Raw genomic sequence first — 20,851 nt, 5'->3', positions numbered from 1 at the left:
CATCGTATGCGAACTAGATGGTTGAAACCACGCAAGTCCGGCGTTTTGGAGCAGGCCAACAGCCTGTGAAACCAGCGAATTCCAGCCGCTGGCTGGTCACGGCGTTCGACTTTGCGACGGCTAACCACTTCCGCGTCATCGTGCTTCTGCTGCTGTGCGGGTTGGTGATTTTCCTGCCCGGTTTCTTCAACATTCCGGCGATCGACCGCGACGAGGCCCGGTTCGCCCAGGCCACCAAGCAGATGGTCGAAACCGGCGATTTCGTCGATATCCGCTTCCAGGACGACGTCCGTTACAAGAAGCCGGTCGGCATCTACTGGCTGCAGTCCGCCGCCGTTGAAACCGCCTCGGCGCTCGGCCTGCCGCGGGCCCAACTGCGCATCTGGATCTACCGCATTCCGTCCCTGATTGGCGCCATCGGCGCGGTCCTTTTGACCTACTGGACGGCGCTGGCCTTCGTGACGCGGCGGGGAGCCGCGCTGGCCGGGCTGATGATGGCGAGTTGCGTCCTGCTCGGCGCCGAGGCGCGGCTCGCCAAGACCGACGCGATGCTGCTGCTGACCGTGGTCGCTACGATGGGCGCGATGGCGCGGGTGTACCTGTCCTGGCAGCGCGGCGAGGATCCGGTGCATCCGTCGTGGACGTCGCCGGCGATCTTCTGGACGGCGCTGGCCGGCGGCATTCTGCTCAAGGGGCCGCTGATCCTGATGTTCGTCGGCTTGACGATCCTGACTTTGGCGATCCTCGACCGCTCGGCGGCCTGGCTGTGGCGCATGCGTCCGGTCTGGGGACTGATGTGGATGCTGGTGCTGGTGCTGCCGTGGTTCGTCGCGATCTTCTGGCGCGCCGGCGATGCGTTCTTCGCCAATTCGATCGGCGGCGACATGCTGAGCAAGCTGGCCGCGCAGGAATCCCATGGCGCGCCGCCCGGCCTTTATTTTGTGCTGTTCTGGGTCACGTTCTGGCCCGGTGCGGCGCTGGCGGGAATGGCGGCGCCGGCGGTGTGGCGGGCGCGGCGCGAGCCCGGCGCGCAATATCTGCTGGCCTGGCTGATCCCGTCCTGGATCGTGTTCGAACTGGTGCTGACCAAGCTGCCGCATTACGTGCTGCCGCTCTATCCGGCGATCGCGATCCTCACGGTCGGCGCGCTGGAACGCCGCGTGCTGTCGCGCTCCTGGCTGGTGCGCGGCGCGGCCTGGTGGTTTGCGGTCCCGGCACTCGCCTCGGTCATCGCCATCGTCGGTGCGATCAAGCTGACGCATCAGCCGGTGTTTCCGGCCTGGCCGATCCTGGCGGCGGCCATGATCTTCGGCCTGATCGCCTGGTGGATGTTCGAGGACAGCCGTGCCGAGCGCTCGCTGCTGAACGGCGTGCTTGCAGCGATGTTTCTGTCGATCGGAATCTACGGCATCGTGCTGCCGTCGCTGACGACGGTGTTTCCGAGCGCCGAGATCGCGCGCGCCCTGCGCAACGTCGTCTGCGTCGGGCCGAAAGCCGCGGCCGCGGGCTTCCACGAGCCAAGCCTCGTGTTCATGACCGGCACCGACACGCTGCTGACCGACGGATCGGGCGCTGCGGATTTCCTCGGACAAGGCACCTGCCGTTTTGCCCTGGTGGAAGCGCGTTCGGAACGCGGCTTCGTCCAGCGCGCCGAAGCCATCGGGCTGCGCTACAACGTGGCCAACCGGATCGACGGCTATAACATCTCGCAGGGCAGGGCGGTTTCGATCGCGATCTTCCGCTCGGAAGGCACGGAATAGGATGTCCGCGCCCGCAGGCATCACCGAATCCCAAAATTATGTGTCGCGACTGGTGACGCTGGCCTGGCTGTCGCTGGCCCAACTGGTGCGTGAGCCGTCGCATTCGCGGCGTGCCGAGGCGGCGCGCCGGGCGGCGCGCCATATCCTTCTGCTCGCAGGCGGCATCGGTCTTGCAATCATCGTCCTGATGTACGCGCTCGATGCCTGGGAGATCGCCCAGATGCCGACGCGTGGCGCGCCGGCGCTGTGGTGGGTCCGCATCCTCACCGACTTCGGCAAGGACGAGGTTGTGTTGGGGGCGCTGGGCGCATTGCTGATCTTGATTGCGGTCGCAGCACCGGCGATGCGCGGCATCCAGCGATCGCTGCTGCTGGGTCTGGGCACGCGCCTGCAATTCCTGTTCGTTGCGGTGCTGTTCTCCATTCTGGTCGGCGAAGTGATGAAATGGGTCGTCGGCCGCGGCCGGCCGTTTGTCGGCGGCGCCGAGGCCAATGTCTTCAACTTCTCGCACTTTGCCGGAACCCCGGCCTATTCGAGCTTCCCCTCCGGACATTCCATCACCGCCACTGCGCTGGCCTTTGCCGTGGCTGCGGTGTGGCCGAGGGCCAGGGGGGTGATGATCGTCTATGCCGTCATCATCATGGCGACGCGCCTGGTGTTGCTGGCCCATCATCCAAGCGACGTGGTCGCCGGCGCGCTGGTCAGCGTCATCTGTGTGCTGTGCGTGCGTTACTGGTTCGCGGCCCGGCGGCTGGGATTTGCGATCCACCGTGATGGCACGATTGTGCCCCTGGTGGGACCCTCGTCCGGACGCCTCAAAAGGGTTGCGAGGGGCGCTTTCGCCCCATAAAAGCGGTCGCCCGAGCGTCGGATCGAGCCGGTTCCGGCCTTGTTCCAGCCCTTATGCTCTTTCAATCCAACCCTGCAATGAGTGCCGATTTGCCTTCCTCCGACAGAGAACCGGTCGCCGTTTCCATCGTTGTGCCCGTGCGCAACGAAGCGGACAATGTCGCGCCGCTGATCGCGGAGATCATCGGCGCGCTCGATGGCCGCTGGGCTTACGAAATCATCTACGTCAATGACGGCTCGACGGATGCGACCGCGGAACGCCTCGCCGCGTTGATGGCGCAGCACGGGCAAATCCGCCAACTCAAGCACGCCAATTCGTCCGGCCAGTCGGCCGCGGTGCGCAGCGGCGTGCGGGCGGCGCGTGGCGCGATCGTGGCAACCCTCGACGGCGACGGACAGAACAATCCGGCCTTCCTGCCGGATCTGATTTCCGCGGTGGAACGCGGTGTCGGCCGGGTCGGCCTCGCGGCCGGCCAGCGCGTCGGGCGCAAGGATACCGGTTTCAAGCGCATGCAATCGAAGATCGCCAACGGCGTGCGCAACGCGATCCTGAAAGACGGCACCCGTGACACCGGCTGCGGGCTGAAGGCGTTTCCGCGCGACGTGTTCCTGTCGATGCCCTATTTCGACGGGCTGCATCGCTTCCTGCCGGCGCTGGTCCGCCGCGAGGGCTTCGACATCGCCTATGTCGACGTAATCGACCGCCCGCGCCATTCCGGCGTTTCCAATTACGGCTTCTTCGACCGGCTGTGGATCGGGATCATGGATCTCGCCGGCGTGTGGTGGCTGATCCGCCGCAAGAAGCCGACGCCCGCAGCCACTGAGGTTCACTGATGCTGATTCAATACGGCCAGGCGCTCGGCGATTACCTCTACGACGTGTTCGTCGCCAAGTTCGATTTCTGGCTGGCGTTCGGCCTGATCGCGCAACTGCTGTTTACCGCGCGGTTCCTGGTGCAGTGGATTTCCAGCGAGCGCGCCGGACAGAGCGTGGTGCCGATGGCGTTCTGGTTCTTCTCGATGGGCGGCGGGCTGATGACGCTGGTCTACGGCATCGCCAAGCGCGAACCGGTCATCATCCTCGGCCAGGCGATGGCGACCGTGATCTACATCCGCAACATCATGCTGATCGTGAAGAACCGCGGCCAAGCCTCGAAGACGCTCGATCGCTGATCAACCGCGCCCGGGCGCCGGCGCCGGCGCTGACAGCGCGGCCACGTCGGCTTCGGTCGAGCGATAGGCGGCAAGCTCGCCGGCGGCATCCAGCACGGGATAGGCGACCGAGCAGATGTGCGAGTGAATCCGCCGCAGGTCGCGCAACACGTCCAGATGCAGCGACGTGGTCTCGATGGTCTCGGGCCGACCCTCACGTAAACGATCCAGGTGCCGCTCGGTGGCGGCAAGCTCGGCGTTGCGCAGCGCGGCTTTCTCGGTCAGCAGCTTGCGCGCCTCGTTGAGGTCGCCGGACATGAAGACACCGAATGCGATCCGCAGCGAATCCGTCGTGCGTTTGTGGAAAGCCGAAAGCTCCTCGGCGCCTTCGGCCGAGAACTGGAAGCGGCGCTTGATCTTCTTGGTCGCGAGCTCGCTCAGGTTCTTGTCGATGATATCGCCGATATGTTCGAGGTTGATGGCAAAGGAGACGATTTCCATCGCCCGCTGTCCTTCGCGCTCGTCGAGGCTGCCGCGGGTCAGTTTGGTGACATAGAGCTTGATCGCCTCGTCGAGGCTGTCGACGCTGTTGTCCATCTGCGAGACCTGGTCGACCAGCGCGCGGTCGTTGGTCATCATCGCCGCCATCACCTTGCGCAGCATGATTTCGACGTGATCGCCCATGTGCAGTACCTCGCGCGCGGCGTCCGCCAGCGCGAGCGAGGGGGTCTCGAGCGCGCTGTCGTCGAGATAGCGCGGGCGCGACGGGTCGGCCTCCTGGACCCGGGTGGGCAGCAGCTTCTTCAGAAGCCGCGCCATACCATCGAGCAGGCCGATGAAGATGACGGCGGTCGCAACGTTGAAGGCGATGTGGAACAGCGCGGTCGCCTTGGCCAGATCCGGCTGCCAGGAGCCCAGCAACTCCGAGATCGGATTGAGGAACGGCGCCACCAGCGCGACGCCGGCCAGCCGGTTGACGAGGTTGCCGAGCGGCAGCCGGTAGCTCGCCGGGTTGTCGCGGCGGGCGCCTTCGAAGATCGGGTTGATCGCGCTGCCGAGATTGGCGCCGAGCACCAGCGCCAGCGCTGCCGGGGCCGAGATGAAATGCGCATAGGCCAGCGACATCACCAGCAGCACGCTGGCGACGGAAGAATGCACCACCCAGGTCACGACCGCGCCGAAGATGATGCAGAGCATGGGATCGCCGGTGATGGCGCTCATGAATACGCGCACGCCGGGCGCATTCTCGGCCGGGGCCAGCGTGTCGAGCAGGATGTGCAGCGCCAGCAGCATCAGGCCGAGGCCGATCGAGACCCGGCCGATATCCTTGATGCGCGAGCGCGGACCGCTGCGGAACGCGACTAGGCCGATGATGAACAGCACCGGAGCGACGGCGGCGATGTTGAACGACAGGACCTGCACGATCAGCGTGGTGCCGACATTGGCGCCGAGCATGATGGCGAGCGCCGGCACCAGGCTGACCAGTCCCTCCGACGTGAACGAACTCGTGATCAGAGCGGTGGCGGTGCTGCTCTGCAGCAGCGCGGTCAGGCCGAGGCCGGCGGCAAAGGCGGTGAAGCGGTTGCTCAACGCCTTGGCCAGCAGCAGGCGCAGGTCAGGCCCGAACGCGCGCAGAATGCCGCTGTGGACCATGTGCAGGCCCCACAACAGCAGCGCCACGCCGCCCATCAGGTCGAGAAGAACCATGGTCCCCATGCTCGTTTGCTTTCCCGGCAATTCGAGTCGAGGGGTCAGGCTACCGCCAATCGAGGGCGGATCAACCCTTTAATTTGCCGAAAATTGCGCGTGCGGCGGCGCGACAATGGGCGCTTTTCACGGCGCACGGCGCCGCCGTCGGTAAACGGAGTTGAAAGATAACCGTTACATTGCGAGCTTTCTCGCTAGCTTAATTCCAAGACTTCTTCTGTACACCAGAGACTCTATCGGGCGCATCAATCGAGCAGGGCCAGGGATTCAAATGTTTGCAGCAGCAACAGCAGCCAATCGCCGCAAGAGCGATCGTCGTGCGTGTAGGAGTTTTGCCAAGATCCAGTTCGCGACGGGCGGACTGCCGCGGGATTGCATGATCTCGGACATCTCGGATGGCGGCGTGAAGATCATCGCCGAATATCCGGAAATTCCGACCGAGTTCACCGTGATATTTTCGGAAGGCCGGCCGCGCGTGTGCAAGCTCGCATGGCGGATCGGCTTCGAGCTGGGCGCTCAGTTCGTCGATTAGGCCGGATTGCCTCGCCGATAAGGCCGGGGCCGGCAAGGCAAATTCCTAGGTGCCGGGGGCCATCGGCCCCCGGAGGTCATCCGTTACCCAAATCCTGGGAACTTAACCTGAATTTAGGGTTAAGCTGTGAGCGTGTTTGGACAGTCGCCGACCGCGAGTCCAGTACATGTTCCAGAAATCGATCCAGTCCCCCCGCGTCGCACGACTTCTTGCGGGGACGGCTACCGCCATCATCCTGACGGTGGCGCTTTGCAGCTGCCAGACCGCAGGTGACATTTCGGACGTCACCGGGTCGCTCGGCGAGAAGGCTGACACCAAGCGCTCCGCCGATCCACGGCGTGACGTCGAACTCGCTCAGGCGCGCTTCAAAGCCAACCCCAAGGACGCCGAGGCGGCGCTGCAATACGGTAAGGCACTGCGCGCGTCGGGACAGCGCGCCCAGGCGGTGGCGGTGCTCGAACAGGCGACAATCTCCCATTCCGGCAACAAGGCGCTGCTTGCGGGCTATGGACGCGCGCTGGCGGACAACGGCAACTTCCAGCAGGCTTTCGAAGTGCTCGGCCGCGCCCACAGTCCCGAAGATCCGGACTGGCGAATCCTGTCGGCTCAGGGCGCGACGCTGGATCAGCTCGGCCGGTTTGATGAGGCGCGGCAGTATTACGCCAGTGCCCTGAAGATCGTGCCCGATGAGCCGTCGGTGCTGTCCAACCTCGGACTGTCCTACGTGCTTTCGAAAGACCTGGCGAAGGCCGAGGAGGTGATGCGGCGCGCTTATGATCGTGCGCCGGCCGATCAGCGCGTACGCGCCAATCTGGCGCTCACCGTGGGCCTGCAGGGCCATCTCGCCGAAGCTGAAAAGATCGTGCGGGCAGACCTGCCGCCGGATGAAGCGGCGGCGAATGTCACGCAACTGAAGCGGCTGTTGGCGCGCAAGGAAGGCCGCGCGGAAGCGGAGAAGATGCCGATCGCCGGGGCCGGCCGCGCCAACTAGGGCGCGGGCAGGTTATGCCCGCTTGCGAGCTGTCGCAGCCTGCAACTTCTTGAGGATCGGCGTCAGGAGCGAGGCCTTTTTGGTCACGGCGTGACCGGTCATGCGCTGCGCCATCTGCAGGAACATCGTGGTGGTCTTATGCGTAGCGGAAACTTGCGCGATCATCTGGCCGTTATTGGCGGCGGTCCCGAACATCTTTGAATCGAACGGAATGGCGGCGATCGGCTGGCTCTCGATCGCCTTGGCGAATTCGCGCACGGCGATTTCCGGGCGCTTGTGCATGCCGACCTGATTGAGACAATACAGCGGCGGCCGGTCATTGGGCCGCGCCGCCTTCAGCACGTTCAGCATGTTCTTGGCGTTGCGCATGTTGGCGAGATCGGGCTCGGCCACGACCAGGATGTCGTCGGCGCCGATCAGCGCGCGCTTGGTCCATGCCGACCACTGATGCGGCACGTCGAGTATGATGCAGGGCGTCGTCATTCGCAGCGTGTCGAAGATCGCGTCGAACGCGTCGGCGCCGAAATCGTAGACCTGATCGAGCGTCGCCGGCGCGGCCAAAAGGCTGAGCCGGTCGGTGCACTTGGCGAGCAGGCGTTCCATCAGGGCGGTATCGGGCCGTTCCTGCTGAGAGATCGCGTTGGCAATGCCCTGCACCGGATCCTGGTTGAAATCGAGGCCGGCGGTTCCGAAAGCGAGATCGAGATCGATCACCACGGAATCGATCGCGAGGTCGCGCGCGATCGCCCAGGCGACGTTATGGGCGACGGTGGAGGCGCCGACGCCGCCCTTGGCGCCGACCACGGCGATGACGCGGCCGACGGCGACTTCCTCGGACGAGGCGTAGAGGCCGCAGATGGCGCGGACGACGTCGAGCGGCTGGACCGGTCCGACCACGTAGTCGCTGACGCCGCGCCGCACCAGTTCGCGGTAGGGCGCGACATCGCTGGCGCTGCCGATCACGACGACGCGGGTTCCGGCATCGCAGACGGCCGCGAGTTCGTCGAGGCCTTCGAGGATGTCATGCTCGACTTCGGTTTCGAGTACGATCACGTTCGGCGTCGGCGCCTTCTGATAGGCTTCGATGGCGGCGGCGACGCCGCCCATATGAACCGAAAGGTGGGCCTTGCCGAGCCGGCGATCTTCGCTCGCCGCGCGCATCGTGGTGGCGACCGCGACGCTGGCGCAATAGGCCTGTACCGAGACGCGCGGCGCCGGCGAGATATACTCGTCGTTGCGCGGCGGCGTGACGTCCATGTGTTCGTCCGAATCTTGATGGTCGCGCTTGATCATTTGCCTGTATCGCTGAGTTTGGCTTGTTCGACTTCGGGATAGACGGTCGTGGTCGTGATGCCCTTGCGGTATTTTTCAAAGGCGACATTGCGTCGCGGTGTATAGGCCGGGGCTTCCGGACGCGGCTGCTCGAGGTCCGCCGGATTGTCGACCATGGCGGCGAGGTTGCGCTGGGTGGCGCAGCCGAAATTGTGGTAGGGCCGATTCTCGTTGTAGCCGGCGTCGTCGATGTTCGGTCCGAGGTCTTCCGGCCACAGGCCGCAGGGGCCGGCGACCGCCTTGATCCTCGGGTAGCTCAGCTTGATGGTAGGAAGCGTACCGGCATATTCCGCCTGGTACGGACGCTCTGTGATGGCGTTGGACGGCACGCCGCGCGCCATCAGGATCGAACGGATTTCACGGTAGGACGCCGCGGCCGCGCGTCCATAGACCGGATCGGCCGGCACGTCGGCGACAATGGCGCCGGTGCCCTCGCGAACCCAGCTCTGCGCCAGGCCGGCGATGTCGACACGCTGCGGACCGGAGAGGCCGCCGCGCGCGTGGCCGACGAAGACGACGATCGATTGGTTGGCCTCGGTCACCGCGATCGGGTGACGCAGCTTGTAATCGTTGCCGGGAACGCTCGCGGTCACGATCTCCGTGGTCTGGTTGCACGCGCCCAGGGCGCATGACAGGCCGAGCAGGGCGCCGAGCAGGCGCCAGCTCTGAAGGCGATGCGGTGTTTGGATGGTCATCGTTCTGTCCCCGTCCCGGATCGGTGGCGTGCTGCCGTCTCAGTCAATGATGAAGCCGAAATTGCCCTGGGTGGTCCCGATCGCGTCGGCGCGGACGGCAAGGCCGTAGATGCGGTTGATGCGGGCGAGCAGCGCCGATTGAGAATCCGACGCCGGCGCAAACCCGTCATCCGGACGCGACAGCTCCTTCTGCGCCACGGCGCGAACCACATAGGGCGTCACGATAACCATCAACTCGGTCTCGTGATTGACGAAGTCCTGGCTCCTGAAAAGTCCCCCAAGAATCGGTATCTGGTCCACACCGGGCATTCCGTTGACGGCCTGCTTGGTTTGCTCCGAAATCAGGCCGGCCATCGCGATCGAGCCGCCGGACGCGATTTCCAGCGTGGTTTCCGCGCGGCGGGTCTTGATCGAGGGAATCGTCGTTCCACCGGTTCCGCCGGTCAAAGCGTTTTCGGTCGAGACTTCCGACACCTCGGTCATCACCCGCAGGCTGATCCGTCCCTCACTCAGCACCACCGGCGTGAAGTTGAGCGAGATGCCGAACTTCTTGAAACTGACCGTCTGGACGCATTGTCCGATAGCGCCCGACGTCGTCGTTTGGCAGGTTACACCGGTCGGAATTGGAAATTCGCCGCCTGAAATAAATGTCGCGGACTCGCCTGAGATGGCCGTCAGATTTGGCTCCGCCAGCGTCCGCACCACGCCCGCGCTCTCCATCGCGCGCAGGGTCGCGGTGACCGACGGCAGACCAGCTTTGGTCAGGGCTGCCGCGGTCAGGCCGTTGCCGGAGACGAGCGGTGCACTGTTTGCGGTGAACGGGTTGGAATTGTTGAAATTCACAGCCGCGGTGCCGTAATTCATGCTGGCGCTGAGATCGACGCCCAACTGCTTGATGATGTCGCGCCGCACTTCCGCGACGGTGACCTTGAGCATCACCTGGTCGCGGCCGCGAACGGTGATGGAGTTGACAACCTTGTCGGCGCCGCCGACCAGTCGCGCCGCGACATCGCCTGCCTGCTGGGCTTCGACCGGACTCGCCACCGAGCCGGTCAGGATGACGCCGTCGCCGACGCCTTCGATCTGGACTCCCGAGAACGTCTGCTTGAGCGCGGAGCGCACGCCATTGAGATCGCGCTTGATAGCGATGTCGTAGGAGGCGACCTGCTGACCATCGGCATCGAAGAACACGACGTTGGTCTGGCCGACCGCAGCGCCGATAATATAGGCGCGCTGGGCGGAGCGCACGACGGCGTTGGCGATCTTCGGATCGGCAACCAGCACGTCCTTGACGTCACGCGGCAGGTCGATGACGACGGATTTGCCGACGCCGAGTGCCAGAAACTTGGTCCGCACCGATCCACCGATGGCGGACGTGGTCTCGGGCTCCCTGGAGAGCTGCCTGGCGAGTTCCTTGTCGGGCTCCGCGGCGATAACCCGCGCGGCCTGACCCAGCGCCAGCGCGGCGACAGCCGATAACAGCACGGCCCGGCCGGCACGGCTTTTCACGTTGCGCATCACTGACTGCTTTTCCCCAAACTTCATGTCGCGCGTCCTTTCGGTCACTTCTGTGCCGTCGATTGGTTGGCGACGCCGTAGCGAACCACGTTGACGCTCTGGTCTCGTCTGAGAGCCAGGTCCTGAGACCCGTTGTCGACCGCGTTGACGTCGGTGATGCTGCGCAGCGCGAGCTGGATCGTGCCGCTCTGGCGCGCCCGTCCGAGCGTCTCGGCCTGCTCGGGCTTCAGCTCGAGCGTGGCGGTCTTGCCGACCAGCGAGTTGCTGCCCTCTTTTTCCTTCGGCGCCTGGTCGATGGCGAGGACACGGATATTGGTCAGGATGATTTCCGAACTGACGAGGTCCGGCAATTTGTTGTCCGGGTTCTTTTCGCGCTTGGAAAGCAGGACGTCGACGCGGTCGTTGGGCAGGATGAATCCGCCGGCGCCGGTCTCCGGCGAGATCTCGGTCGAGATGCCCCGCATGCCGCTCGGCAGGATCGCCGCCATGAAGCCCGAGCCGTTGGCCTTGACCAGCTTCTGCTCGCGGATCGGCTCGCCGGCGATGAAGGGCGCGCGCACGATCGAGCCGGCGATGTCCTTGATCGCCTCGGCCCTGCCGGCGCGAGTGATGAGATTGCCGCTGGTGCTCGACGCCGGCCAGATCTGCCATTGCAGATCCTCCGGCTTGACCTGCTGGCCGAGCCCGAGGTCGGTTTTCGCGACCAGAATTTCGTTCGTCGGCAACTGCGCGACCGGCTCGACCGGGGCCGACGTGGTGTCGGTTCCGCGGGCGAGATAGGCTGCAACGCCACCGGCGCTGAGCGCGATAGTCAGGACAACGATACGTGCGATGTTCATACGCTTCGATACTCTTACGCCGGAATGCCCCAACTGCACGGTGATGACAGCCATCCCCACAGGGATGACTAGGCAGCAAAGGTATAAGGGAACTTGAGGGGTGAATTATTTGCGCGAAACGCCGCCGGGATTCGTCGGCATGGTGAACGGGTGGTTATCGCGCGAGCCCCGCAAAAATCCCGGACGCGGGGGATCACCGGCTTCGAGCGCCGGTCGCGCCGATGGCGGAAGGCGCCGGCTTTCGTCGCCGCTTCCGATGCCGGCGGATCAGGCCTGTCGTTATAGGGAGGCGCGACCTTCCACGTGAGACTCGGTCTCCGCGAACCCGGCCTGCAGGACCTCCTCGCGCTTGTGGCGCAGATGCGCGCGCAGGATATGCGACAGTCCGACGCCGTCGCGGCGCTGCAACGCGTTGAGGATTGCCTCGTGCTCCTGCAGGGCAAGCGCCCAGCGTTGCGGCGTCATCGGCGTGACATAGCGGGCGCGGCGAATGCGGGCGGTCACGGAGTCATAAAGTCCGGACAGCACGGGGTTGCCGGCCGCGGCGATGATCGCCTCGTGGATATGGCGGTTGCAGCGGTAATATTGCAGCAGGTCGCCGTCCTCGTAGTACCGCGCCATCGCGCGATGCGCGGCGGCGACGTCGGCAACCCCGGCGTCGGTGATGCGCTCGCAGGCCAGCTCACCGGCCAGCGCTTCCAGGCCCTGACAGACCTCGAACAAGTCGCGCATGTCCTTGTCGGTGAGCCTGGCGGCGCGCGAGCCGCGGTTCGGCAGCAACTGCACCAGGCCTTCGGCGGCCAGCACCTTGAGTGCTTCGCGCAGCGGCGTCCGCGAAATCTCCAGCTTCTCGCAGAGGTCGCGCTCGGGAATCCGCGCGCCCGGCGGGATATCGCCATCCAGCAGCATTGCGCGGACGCGGCCTACGACCTCCTCATGAAGCATCGTCAACCCCTAATTGAATGCAAAAATGGCTATATCACCGGATTTCTGTCAGTTCTAGCTTGATAAATCGTATTTTTGCATTCAGATTGGTAGAAATCACGAAAACAGGGTGCGGAAACATGGATCAGGACGTGGCGGCGCAGGAAGAGGACCTCCTCTTCACGCTTGAGGACGGCATCGGCCGGATCATATTTAATCGCCCGCAGGCGAGGAACGCCTTCACCTTCGCGATGTACGAGCGGTTGGCCGAGATCTGCGAGCGCGCCAATACCGACCGCAGCATCAAGGTGCTGCTGTTGCGGGGCGCCGGCGACAAGGCATTCGCCGCCGGGACCGACATCAACCAGTTCCGCGCCTTCAAGACGCCGCAGGACGCGCTCGACTATGAGAACCGCATCGATCGCGTGCTCGGCACGCTTGAGCGATGCCGGGTGCCGACCATTGCCGCGATCACGGGCGCCTGCACCGGCGGCGGCGCCGGCATTGCCGCGAGCTGCGATCTGCGGATCGGGACCCGGACCACGCGGATCGGCTTTCCAATCGCGCGCACGCTGGGCAATTGCCTGTCGATGTCGAACATCAGCCGCATCACGGCGCTGATCGGTCCGGCCCGGGTCAAGGACCTGATCTATACCGCGCGCCTGGTCGAAGCCGAGGAGGCCGCGTCCGTCGGCCTCCTGACCGAAATCGTCGATGACCTCGCCGCGCTCGACAAGCGCGCCGATGAGGTGGCGCGGCTGGTCGCCGGCAATGCGCCGCTGACGCTGAGCGCGACCAAGCAGGCGTTGGCGAGGCTGCAGAAGCGGCTGACCCGCGACGAGGGCGAGGACCTCATCCTGATGTGCTACCAGAGCCAGGACTTTCGCGAAGGGCTCGATGCGTTTCTCAGCAAGCGCGCGCCGCATTGGCGTGGCGAATAGGAGCCCTCATGCCGCTGAACAACAAGACGCCACGCTCGGGGCCGCTCGCCGGTCTGAAGGTGGTCGATCTCACCCATGTCATGGCAGGCCCGACCTGCACCCTGATGCTGGCCGACATGGGCGCCGACGTCATCAAGATCGAGAAATCGCCGAACGGCGACGACACGCGGCATTCGGTGCCGCCGAAAATCGGCGACGAGGCGGCTTCCTTCCTGATGATGAACCGCAACAAGCGCGGCATCGTGCTCGATCTGAAGACCGCGGGCGGCAAGCAGGTGCTGCGGCGGCTGATCGCGGGCGCCGACGTTCTGGTCGAGAACTTTGCGCCGGGCGCGATGGAGCGGCTCGGCTTCGGTTACGAGGAACTGCACCGGGATTTTCCGACGCTGATCTATTGTTCGCTGTCGGGCTTCGGCCGCACCGGCCCCTACAAGCATCGCCGCGGCTTCGACCTGGTCGCGCAGGCCATGAGCGGGATCATGAGTTTCACCGGCGAACGGCCGGATGGTCCGCCGGTCAAATGCGGCCCGCCGCTGTCGGACATCACCGCCGGCCTGCTGGCCAGCATGGGAATCCTCGCGGCCTATTCGCACCGGCTCAAGACCGGTGAAGGGCAGTGGGTGGAAACCTCGCTGTATGAGGCGGCGCTGGTCCAGACCTACTGGCAGTCGACGATTGCGCTCGCCACCAACGTGGCGCCGCGCGCCATGGGCTCGGCGCATCCGCTGAATGCGCCGTACCAGGCCTTCGAGGCCTCCGATGGATGGCTGGTGGTCGGCGGCGCCAACAAGAAGCATTGGCTGTTGATGCTGGAAGCGCTCGGTGCTTCGGAACTTGCAGCCGATCCGCGCTTCGTGAACGGCTCGGACCGGATGGCCAACCTGAAGGAGCTCGAAGCCGAGTTGAGCGCGCGATTCCGCAAACAAAGCCGCGCGCATTGGCTGACCGCGCTCGACGACAAGGGGGTGCCCTGTGGCCCCGTGCATGACATGCTGGAAGCGCTGAACGATCCGCAGACCCTGGCGCGCGAGATGGTGGTCGAGGTCGAGCACTCGACGGTCGGGTCGGTGAAGACGATCGGGCTTCCGGTTAAATTTTCGGCGACGCCGGGCAAGGTGCGCACGGGTGCTCCGGTCTACGGCGAACACACCCGCGAGGTGCTGCGCGAATATGGCTTCGATCCGTCGGAGATCGACGCGTTCGAGCGTGACGGCGCCATCGTCACAGCTTCTGCCACCCGCAAGGAGCAGGTTGCCTGACGGCAATCGAACATATCAACTGCAAGCGACAACAAAAATAACGACCCGGGAGGAAACGATGAATACGTCAAAGCTCATGCTGTCGGCGGCGGCGATCATGCTCGCAGGCGCGGCCCCGGCTCACGCCGCTTGGCAGCCGCAGAAGCCGATCGAGTTCGTCGCAACCGCGGGGCCGGGCGGCGGCACCGACAATCTGGCGCGTGCCGTCCAGAGCATTGTCACCAAGTACAAGCTGACCGACCAGCCGGTCGTCGTCGTCAACAAGGGCGGCGGCAGCGGGGCGGAAGGGTATGTCTACGGCAAGGCTTCCGCCGGCGATCCCTACAAGGTGATCTTCGGCACCTCGAACGCTTGGCAGCAGCCGCTCGTCTCCAAGGTCGCCTTCAACTACACCGATCTGACGCCGATCGCGGCGATGGCGCAGGACGAGTTCCTGCTCTGGGTGAAGCAGGACGCGCCCTACAAGACCGCGGGCGATTTCCTCAAGGCGGCAGCCGCGACCGAATTCAAGATGGGTGGCGCGCAGTCCAAGGATACCGATGAGGTGCTCGCGCGAATGATCGAGAAGGTGGCGCACGTCAAGTTCACCTACATTCCCTTCAAGAGCGGCGCCGAGGCTGCGGTGCAGCTGGCCGGCGGCCACATCGATTCCCACGTCAACAATCCCTCCGAGAGCGTCGGACAATGGCGCGGCAGCACGCAGCGTCCGCTGTGCGCCTTCAGCCCGAAGCGGCTGCCGGCGGGACCGAAGGTCACCGCGACCGAGGGCTGGAGCGACGTACCGACCTGCGCCGAGCAGGGGCTCGCCATCACCCAATACGAGCAACCGCGGACCGTGTGGCTGCCCGGCAAGGTCAGCGCGGAGCAGGCGGCATTCTATACCGATCTGATGAAGAAGGTGCAGGCGACGCCGGAGTGGAAGGATTACATCGAGAAGACCTCGCAGGTTGATACATTCCTGACCGGCGATGCCTTCGATGCCTTCATCAAGCAGGATCTCGATCGCGTAAAGCAGGTCGCGGGCGAACAGGGCTGGCTGGTCAAGTAAGTCGACGGGCCAACGGGATGAAGCAACGATGATATCGCGACGCGCGCTTGAGGTATCCACGGCGGCCCTGACCGGAATCTTCGGTATCGCGGTCGTGGTATCGAGCATCGACAACGGCATCGGCTGGTCGAGCGCAGGCGTCGACGCCGGCACGTTTCCGTTCCTGACCGGGACCATCGTCGTGCTCGGCAGCCTCTACAATCTGGCACAGGGCGCGCTCGGCCGCGGCACGCTCGCAAGCGTGAAGGTGGCGCTGACGCGATCCGAACTCGGCCGCCTTGCCGGGCTGTTCGTCCCGGCTGCGATTTTCGTCGCCGCCATTCCGATCCTCGGAATGTATCTTGCGTCGGCGGGCTATGTTTTCGCCGTGCTGGCGCTGCCGAAACGGCAGTCGGTTCTTCATGCGCTCGTCATCGCCGCGGTGACGCCGGTCGTGCTCTACGTCGTCTTCGAACGCCTGTTCCAGGTGTCTCTGCCGCACGGCGCGCTCGCCGCCGCGTTCGGCTTCTGATCGGGCAAGCGATGGAAAATCTCGAACTGCTTTTGCACGGTTTCACCATCGCGGTCACCGTGCCGCATCTGGCGCTGATGGTGATCGGCGTGCTGCTCGGTATTCTCGTCGGCGTGCTGCCGGGGCTCGGCGCGCCGAACGGCGTGTCGCTGTTGTTGCCGCTGACCTTCGGCATGCAGCCGGTCTCGGCGATCATCCTGCTGTCGAGCATGTACTGGGGCGCGCTGTTCGGCGGCTCGGTGACCTCGATCCTGTTCAACATCCCGGGCGAACCGTCGTCGGTCGCGACGACGTTCGACGGTTATCCGATGGCGCGCGACGGCCGGCCGACGACGGCGCTGGCCACGGCGTTTGGCTCGGCGGCCTTCGGCGCGCTGGTCGGCGTGATCCTGATTACGTTTCTCGCCTCCTGGGTCGCTCAGGTGGCGCTTGCGTTCGGACCGGCCGAATATTTCGCGGTCTATTTCCTCGCCTTCGCCAGCTTCGTCGGCATGGGTGGGTCGGCGCCGATCAAGACCGTGGTGGCGCTGGCGATCGGCTTTGCCATCGCCGCCATCGGCATCGATACGGTGTCGGGCAGCGTGCGGCTTACCATGGGGATCGACGAACTGGTCAAAGGCGTCAACTTCGTCGTCGCCGTCATGGGGCTGTTCGGCATCGGCGAGCTCCTGATTGCGGTCGAGGAGGAATTTCAGGCGCGCGCGGTGTCGTCGCGGGTCGAGTGGCGGGAAGTATTCCGGGCGCTGGGCCAACTGCCGAAGCATGGCGTGGCGTTGTTGCGGAGCGCCGCCATCGGCTGCTGGATGGGGATCACGCCGGGCGGCCCGACGGCCGCGTCCTTCATGAGCTATGGCATCGCCAAGCGCTTTTCGCGCCGGGGCGAGCGTTTCGGTACCGGCGAGGTCGAAGGCATCATCGCGCCGGAAACCGCCGACCATGCGGCCGGCACCAGTGCGCTGCTGCCGATGCTGTCACTCGGCATTCCCGGTTCGGCGACGGCCGCCGTGATGATGGGCGGACTGATGATCTGGGGCTTGAACCCCGGGCCGATGCTGTTCGTCGATCAGAAGGATTTCGTCTGGGGGCTGATCGCCTCGATGTATGTCGGCAACATCGTCGCCGTTGTGCTTGTGCTGCTCACGGTTCCGGTATTCGCGGCCTTGATGCGGATACCCTTCGTGGTGATCGCGCCGCTGATCGTCATCATCTGTGCGGTTGGCGCCTATTCGGTTTCGAACTCCTATCTCGATGTCGTCCTGATGCTCGGGTTCGGGATCGTCGGCTATCTCTTCAAGAAGCTGCATTACCCGCTGGCGCCGTTGGTGCTTGCGATCGTGATCGGCGACAAGGCCGAGGACGCCTTTCGGCAGTCCATGCTGATGTCGAAGGGATCGCTCGGAATATTTTTTGAAAACCGGCTGGTGACGAGTCTCGTCGTGGCCGGAATGGCGCTGTTGCTGCTTCCGCTCGCTTTGCAGATCGTGCGGCTGTGGCGAGGACCCGGCGAAGCCGCGCAAGAGAAGGCGAGGATCATATGAACGTTCACAGCCCTCATAGGCCGCTGATCGCGCTGGCGATGGGAGACCCGGCCGGCATCAGTCCGGAGCTGACGGCAAAGCTCGCCTGCCTCGACGAAGTCCGCGCCTGTGCGCGCCTCATCGTGATCGGCGACCGCCGGGTTTTCGACGCGGGCGCGCGGGTCGCCGGCGTCAGGCCGGACCTGCCGAACGTAACGGCTGCCGTCGATCCGCGGTCCATCGCCGATGCCGCCTTCATGGATCTGGCGCATCTCGATCCCGCTACGATCGAACGGGGCGTCGCCAGCCAGGCCGGCGGCGCGTTTGCACTTGAAAACTATCGTCGCGCGCTCACATTGGCGCGGGACGGGCAGGCGGATGCGGTCTGCTTTACGCCGTTCAACAAGAAGGCGATGCGGCTGGCGCGTTCGCAATACGACGACGAGATCGCGTTTTCCGCCGAGATTGCCGGGCTGAAAACGCCGGCCAGCGAATTCAACGTGCTCGACAAGCTGTGGAACGCGCGGGTCACTTCGCACATCGCGCTCAGGGATGTCGCCGCGCGGCTGTCGGTCGAACGCATCCATCGCGCGCTCACGCTGACGGATGCCTGCATGCGGCGGGCCGGTTTTACCGAGCCGCGCATCGCGGTGGCCGGGCTCAACCCGCATGCCGGCGATGGCGGCAATTTCGGCCGCGAGGAAATCGACATTATCGAGCCCGCGGTTCAGGCCGGTCGGGCCGAAGGCATCGCCGTGGAAGGGCCGTTTCCGGCCGACACGGTTTTCCTGCGCGCCAAGGCCGGCGCCTTCGATGCGGTGCTCACGATGTATCACGACCAGGGCCAGATCGCGATGAAGCTGATGGGATTCGATCGCGGCGTGACGATGCTGGGGGGCTTCCCGTTTCCGATCTGCACGCCCGCGCATGGTACGGCGTACGACATCGCGGGGCAGGGCATCGCCTCGGTCGGTGCCAGCCGCGCCGCCGTGTTGCTGGCGGCGGAGATGGCGGGTGCTGCGGCTCTCAAAAAGGCGGCCGTAAGCTAGCGCGCGAACCCATGGATGTAGAGGCGAGCGCTGACGCCTCGGAGATGAACGCGCCGATCTTGTCGTCCGCATCGACGATTTCTATCACTACTGGCAAATCCTGCATGCTGGATCGGCCCAAACCAGGCGGCCCGCGCAGCACCGTGGCGCCTGCCATATGAAGTACGCGCGCCCTCGCGACGATCGCTTCATACAGCGGCCGACCATGGATCTCATCAGCCTCCCCGATAAATATCCGCAGCAGGGTCGATTCTTCCGGAAGCGGCATGACTACCCCCCTTCGATGACCGACAGCGCTCACTCATTGAGACGCGCCGCCACCATGTGGCCGATCCATGCGGCCACCAGCGAAAGCGCAACAACGAGCACAAGATACAGACCGGCAAGCGGGATATCGCCCTGAAGCAAGAGTATAAACGTGTCCAGGCTCATTGCTGAAAAAGTGGTGAAGCCTCCGCAAATGCCCCCCGTGACGAACTGCCGACCTGCCGGACTGACGAGCAGCCGGCCATCGGGACCCGTGAGCGCGGCGAACAGCCCGATTACAAACGAACCCAGCACATTTACGAATCCCGTCGCCCACAAGGCGCTGAGCCCCATGACCGTTACGATCAAAATGCCGGACAGAAACCGCAACATCGATCCGACTGCAGCACCGCACCCGACTGCCAGATAGACTCTCAAAACGGCCCTCTTTCCATCGCGCATCGCGCTCTCACGCCAAAAGCCGTGTAGCGGCCGAGAACCCGGTTCCAACCGCCGCGATGCAAAGCCCGGCCGACAGGATGGCGTTCATGGCGGCTGGCAGGCCTTGGCCGTCGAGTGCGAGGTTGAGCGTCTGAAGACAGAAGGAGGAGACCGTCGTATAGCCACCGAGAAAGCCGACGAACGCGAGGTCGCGAAACATCTCCCCGGAAAATACACCGCCCCGCGAACGAGCCAGTCCGGCGAGAGCGCCAATGACCAAGGCACCGGAGACGTTCACCACCAACGTTCCCCACGGAAAGGTTTCACCAATCCGGCGTCCGACAAAGCCTGAGACAAAAAAGCGGGCGATTCCTCCGAAGAAGCCTCCGAGCAACACGAGGGCGCAGGATTCGAATGTCATGACAATGAACTTCCATAAGTGTCCAGGAAAGACGACATCAACGGTCGAGCCCCATTTCGTCTTGTTGCTCAAGAAGGATCCTATGAACGCGGGCCACGGCGAGCCCCGCAGCTTGCCAGATGCTCACGACAATGACGACCGCTGTCATGGTGACGAACATTCCGACCCGCGTGGCCATATCAGTATTTGCGGCGTCTGCGAGCAAGGCCGTCACCGACACAAGCCCAACAACAAGCACAACCGAGATGAGCGAATAAACGTCTGCCCACCGCTTGTGGGTCTTTGGAACTTCAATGGAACGTGCGTTCACAGCCATGTCGCCCGCCTTTCCTGAAAGAGCCGATTTGATCACGTCACCAAAAGCTGTGTTTCTTCTCACGATCATTCAGGATGAGGTGCTGGCATGCTCGGGAGCAACGCCCGATTCGTCCTCGCCATAGCGAATGACCGTCACCTTTTCCAAGGTGATCAGGCAGCTTTTGGTAAGTTCGGTAAGGATCGGAAGGAAGCCGTTGATTTTCTCTTCGATGTCGACGATCTCCACGACCACCGGCAGGTCCTGCGACAGGCGCAATATCTTCGCGGTGTGAAGCATGCTCGACCGACCGAAACCAAGCGGCCCGCGCAGCACCGTGGCTCCTGCAAGATGAAGCTCGCGCGCCTTGAGGACAATCGCCTCATAGAGCGGTCTGCCGTTGGCTTTGTCATCCTCGCCAATGAAAATTCTCAGCAGAGCGGCTTTTTCAGGAATTTGCATCTTTCGATTTCCTTTCGTTCGCAGTTTAGCTGCGCGGCCGATCCTGGACGACAAGAGCTACGTCACGAGCGCCAGCCGCTGCGAGGGCAGCATACAGTTTGAACGCCATCGAAACCTTACGGGACGGTACGCTCGAAAGCGCGATCCGCATTCAACTATCCTCTATTTTTTGCTCGCAGATTGCTCTCAACAAAAGAAGTTATCAATCCGAGAATAAGAATTCCGCCGACGACGTCGGATGTCGCTCCAACGCCGAAAGCAAGAACTGTCGCAACAATAACCACAAGCAGAACGCCAACCGCAAAAATATCCCCGACGATGAGGGAAAGCGTGTCACGTAGAAATGCAGCAATGCTCTTCATC

At 64.2% G+C, this 20,851-nt stretch carries 24 protein-coding genes; 12 read left to right on the top strand and 12 right to left on the bottom strand.

From position 1 onward, the window contains the following. The first annotated feature begins 17 nt into the window (after nt 1-17). The 4 genes from BLR13_RS37975 to BLR13_RS37960 all read left to right on the top strand — a co-directional run bounded on the left by BLR13_RS37975 (nt 18) and on the right by BLR13_RS37960 (nt 3,781). Nucleotides 18-1,760 carry an ArnT family glycosyltransferase gene (locus BLR13_RS37975; RefSeq protein ID WP_074829381.1) on the top strand — a complete coding sequence of 581 codons (1,743 nt, stop codon included), beginning with the start codon at nt 18-20 and terminating at the stop codon, nt 1,758-1,760. 1 nt (nt 1,761) lies between these two features. Next, nucleotides 1,762-2,610 (top strand): phosphatase PAP2 family protein, encoded by an 849-nt coding sequence (locus tag BLR13_RS37970; protein ID WP_074829383.1) that lies wholly within the window; start codon nt 1,762-1,764, stop codon nt 2,608-2,610. A 77-nt stretch (nt 2,611-2,687) separates the two neighbouring features. Further along, complete coding sequence (locus tag BLR13_RS37965) at nt 2,688-3,443, top strand: glycosyltransferase family 2 protein (protein ID WP_074829386.1); 756 nt, start codon at nt 2,688-2,690, stop codon at nt 3,441-3,443. Further along, nucleotides 3,443-3,781 (top strand): lipid-A-disaccharide synthase N-terminal domain-containing protein, encoded by a 339-nt coding sequence (locus BLR13_RS37960; RefSeq protein WP_074829390.1) that lies wholly within the window; start codon nt 3,443-3,445, stop codon nt 3,779-3,781. Before BLR13_RS37965 ends, BLR13_RS37960 begins: the two co-directional genes overlap by 1 nt. On the opposite strand, the gene BLR13_RS37955 is transcribed toward BLR13_RS37960, so the two are convergent. Continuing rightward, the gene (locus BLR13_RS37955) at nt 3,782-5,476 is read right to left on the bottom strand and encodes a Na/Pi cotransporter family protein (RefSeq protein ID WP_074829393.1); all 1,695 of its coding nucleotides are present in this window, start codon (nt 5,474-5,476) and stop codon (nt 3,782-3,784) included. 262 nt (nt 5,477-5,738) lie between these two features. Here BLR13_RS37955 and BLR13_RS40870 point away from each other — a divergent pair, with 262 nt between their 5' ends. Both BLR13_RS40870 and BLR13_RS37950 read left to right on the top strand, forming a co-directional pair. After that, nucleotides 5,739-5,999: a PilZ domain-containing protein gene (locus BLR13_RS40870; RefSeq protein ID WP_074829396.1), complete on the top strand. Its 261-nt coding sequence runs from the start codon at nt 5,739-5,741 to the stop codon at nt 5,997-5,999. Between the two features lie 166 nt (nt 6,000-6,165). After that, nucleotides 6,166-6,990: a tetratricopeptide repeat protein gene (locus BLR13_RS37950; RefSeq protein ID WP_074829399.1), complete on the top strand. Its 825-nt coding sequence runs from the start codon at nt 6,166-6,168 to the stop codon at nt 6,988-6,990. Between the two features lie 12 nt (nt 6,991-7,002). On the opposite strand, the gene BLR13_RS37945 is transcribed toward BLR13_RS37950, so the two are convergent. From BLR13_RS37945 to BLR13_RS37925, 5 genes are all read right to left on the bottom strand, one after another. Beyond that, on the bottom strand, nt 7,003-8,283 hold the full coding sequence (locus BLR13_RS37945; protein WP_074829401.1) for an AAA family ATPase: 1,281 nt from the start codon (nt 8,281-8,283) through the stop codon (nt 7,003-7,005). Continuing rightward, nucleotides 8,280-9,017: a CpaD family pilus assembly protein gene (locus BLR13_RS37940; RefSeq protein WP_074829404.1), complete on the bottom strand. Its 738-nt coding sequence runs from the start codon at nt 9,015-9,017 to the stop codon at nt 8,280-8,282. The genes BLR13_RS37945 and BLR13_RS37940 overlap by 4 nt, the downstream gene beginning before the upstream one ends. 39 nt (nt 9,018-9,056) lie before the next feature. Then, a complete protein-coding gene (locus BLR13_RS37935) occupies nt 9,057-10,535 on the bottom strand; it encodes a type II and III secretion system protein family protein (protein ID WP_079588037.1) in 1,479 nt (492 codons plus the stop codon). Nucleotides 10,536-10,579: 44 nt separating this feature from the next. Next, complete coding sequence (gene cpaB / locus BLR13_RS37930; RefSeq protein WP_074829406.1) at nt 10,580-11,374, bottom strand: Flp pilus assembly protein CpaB; 795 nt, start codon at nt 11,372-11,374, stop codon at nt 10,580-10,582. 279 nt (nt 11,375-11,653) lie between these two features. After that, entirely contained in the window at nt 11,654-12,319 is a 666-nt protein-coding gene (locus BLR13_RS37925) for a GntR family transcriptional regulator (RefSeq protein ID WP_074832264.1), read from the bottom strand. 119 nt (nt 12,320-12,438) lie between these two features. Between BLR13_RS37925 and BLR13_RS37920 the strand changes: the two genes are divergently transcribed. The 6 genes from BLR13_RS37920 to BLR13_RS37895 are packed head-to-tail and all read left to right on the top strand — an operon-like array spanning nt 12,439 to nt 18,623. Further along, entirely contained in the window at nt 12,439-13,239 is an 801-nt protein-coding gene (locus BLR13_RS37920) for an enoyl-CoA hydratase/isomerase family protein (RefSeq protein ID WP_074829408.1), read from the top strand. 8 nt (nt 13,240-13,247) lie between these two features. After that, complete coding sequence (locus BLR13_RS37915; RefSeq protein ID WP_074829414.1) at nt 13,248-14,498, top strand: CaiB/BaiF CoA transferase family protein; 1,251 nt, start codon at nt 13,248-13,250, stop codon at nt 14,496-14,498. 58 nt (nt 14,499-14,556) lie between these two features. After that, nucleotides 14,557-15,546 carry a tripartite tricarboxylate transporter substrate binding protein gene (locus BLR13_RS37910; protein ID WP_074829417.1) on the top strand — a complete coding sequence of 330 codons (990 nt, stop codon included), beginning with the start codon at nt 14,557-14,559 and terminating at the stop codon, nt 15,544-15,546. Nucleotides 15,547-15,574: 28 nt separating this feature from the next. Further along, nucleotides 15,575-16,057 carry a tripartite tricarboxylate transporter TctB family protein gene (locus BLR13_RS37905; protein WP_074829420.1) on the top strand — a complete coding sequence of 161 codons (483 nt, stop codon included), beginning with the start codon at nt 15,575-15,577 and terminating at the stop codon, nt 16,055-16,057. Between the two features lie 11 nt (nt 16,058-16,068). Beyond that, nucleotides 16,069-17,595 carry a tripartite tricarboxylate transporter permease gene (locus tag BLR13_RS37900; protein ID WP_074829422.1) on the top strand — a complete coding sequence of 509 codons (1,527 nt, stop codon included), beginning with the start codon at nt 16,069-16,071 and terminating at the stop codon, nt 17,593-17,595. After that, on the top strand, nt 17,592-18,623 hold the full coding sequence (locus tag BLR13_RS37895; protein ID WP_074829425.1) for a 4-hydroxythreonine-4-phosphate dehydrogenase PdxA: 1,032 nt from the start codon (nt 17,592-17,594) through the stop codon (nt 18,621-18,623). The genes BLR13_RS37900 and BLR13_RS37895 overlap by 4 nt, the downstream gene beginning before the upstream one ends. On the opposite strand, the gene BLR13_RS37890 is transcribed toward BLR13_RS37895, so the two are convergent. The 6 genes from BLR13_RS37890 to BLR13_RS40865 form a co-directional block, all read right to left on the bottom strand. Next, the gene (locus BLR13_RS37890; RefSeq protein WP_074829427.1) at nt 18,601-18,891 is read right to left on the bottom strand and encodes a DUF190 domain-containing protein; all 291 of its coding nucleotides are present in this window, start codon (nt 18,889-18,891) and stop codon (nt 18,601-18,603) included. The two genes, BLR13_RS37895 and BLR13_RS37890, sit on opposite strands and share 23 nt — an antisense overlap. A 29-nt stretch (nt 18,892-18,920) precedes the next feature. Next, entirely contained in the window at nt 18,921-19,331 is a 411-nt protein-coding gene (gene crcB, locus BLR13_RS37885) for a fluoride efflux transporter CrcB (protein ID WP_074829429.1), read from the bottom strand. A gap of 7 nt (nt 19,332-19,338) precedes the next feature. Next, a complete protein-coding gene (gene crcB / locus BLR13_RS37880; RefSeq protein ID WP_074829432.1) occupies nt 19,339-19,731 on the bottom strand; it encodes a fluoride efflux transporter CrcB in 393 nt (130 codons plus the stop codon). Between the two features lie 37 nt (nt 19,732-19,768). Continuing rightward, nucleotides 19,769-20,116: a hypothetical protein gene (locus tag BLR13_RS37875; protein ID WP_074829434.1), complete on the bottom strand. Its 348-nt coding sequence runs from the start codon at nt 20,114-20,116 to the stop codon at nt 19,769-19,771. Further along, nucleotides 20,117-20,488: a DUF190 domain-containing protein gene (locus tag BLR13_RS37870; protein WP_074829437.1), complete on the bottom strand. Its 372-nt coding sequence runs from the start codon at nt 20,486-20,488 to the stop codon at nt 20,117-20,119. It lies immediately after the preceding gene. A 155-nt stretch (nt 20,489-20,643) separates the two neighbouring features. Beyond that, nucleotides 20,644-20,850, bottom strand: a complete 207-nt coding sequence (locus BLR13_RS40865) for a hypothetical protein (protein WP_143039823.1) — start codon at nt 20,848-20,850, stop codon at nt 20,644-20,646. Nucleotide 20,851 lies beyond the last annotated feature (1 nt).

Source organism: Bradyrhizobium ottawaense (assembly GCF_900099825.1).
GTDB classification, from domain to species: Bacteria; Pseudomonadota; Alphaproteobacteria; order Rhizobiales; family Xanthobacteraceae; genus Bradyrhizobium; species Bradyrhizobium ottawaense_A.
The sequence above is the reverse complement of the archived record's forward strand: the minus strand, read 5'-3'. Positions and strand labels throughout refer to the sequence as shown.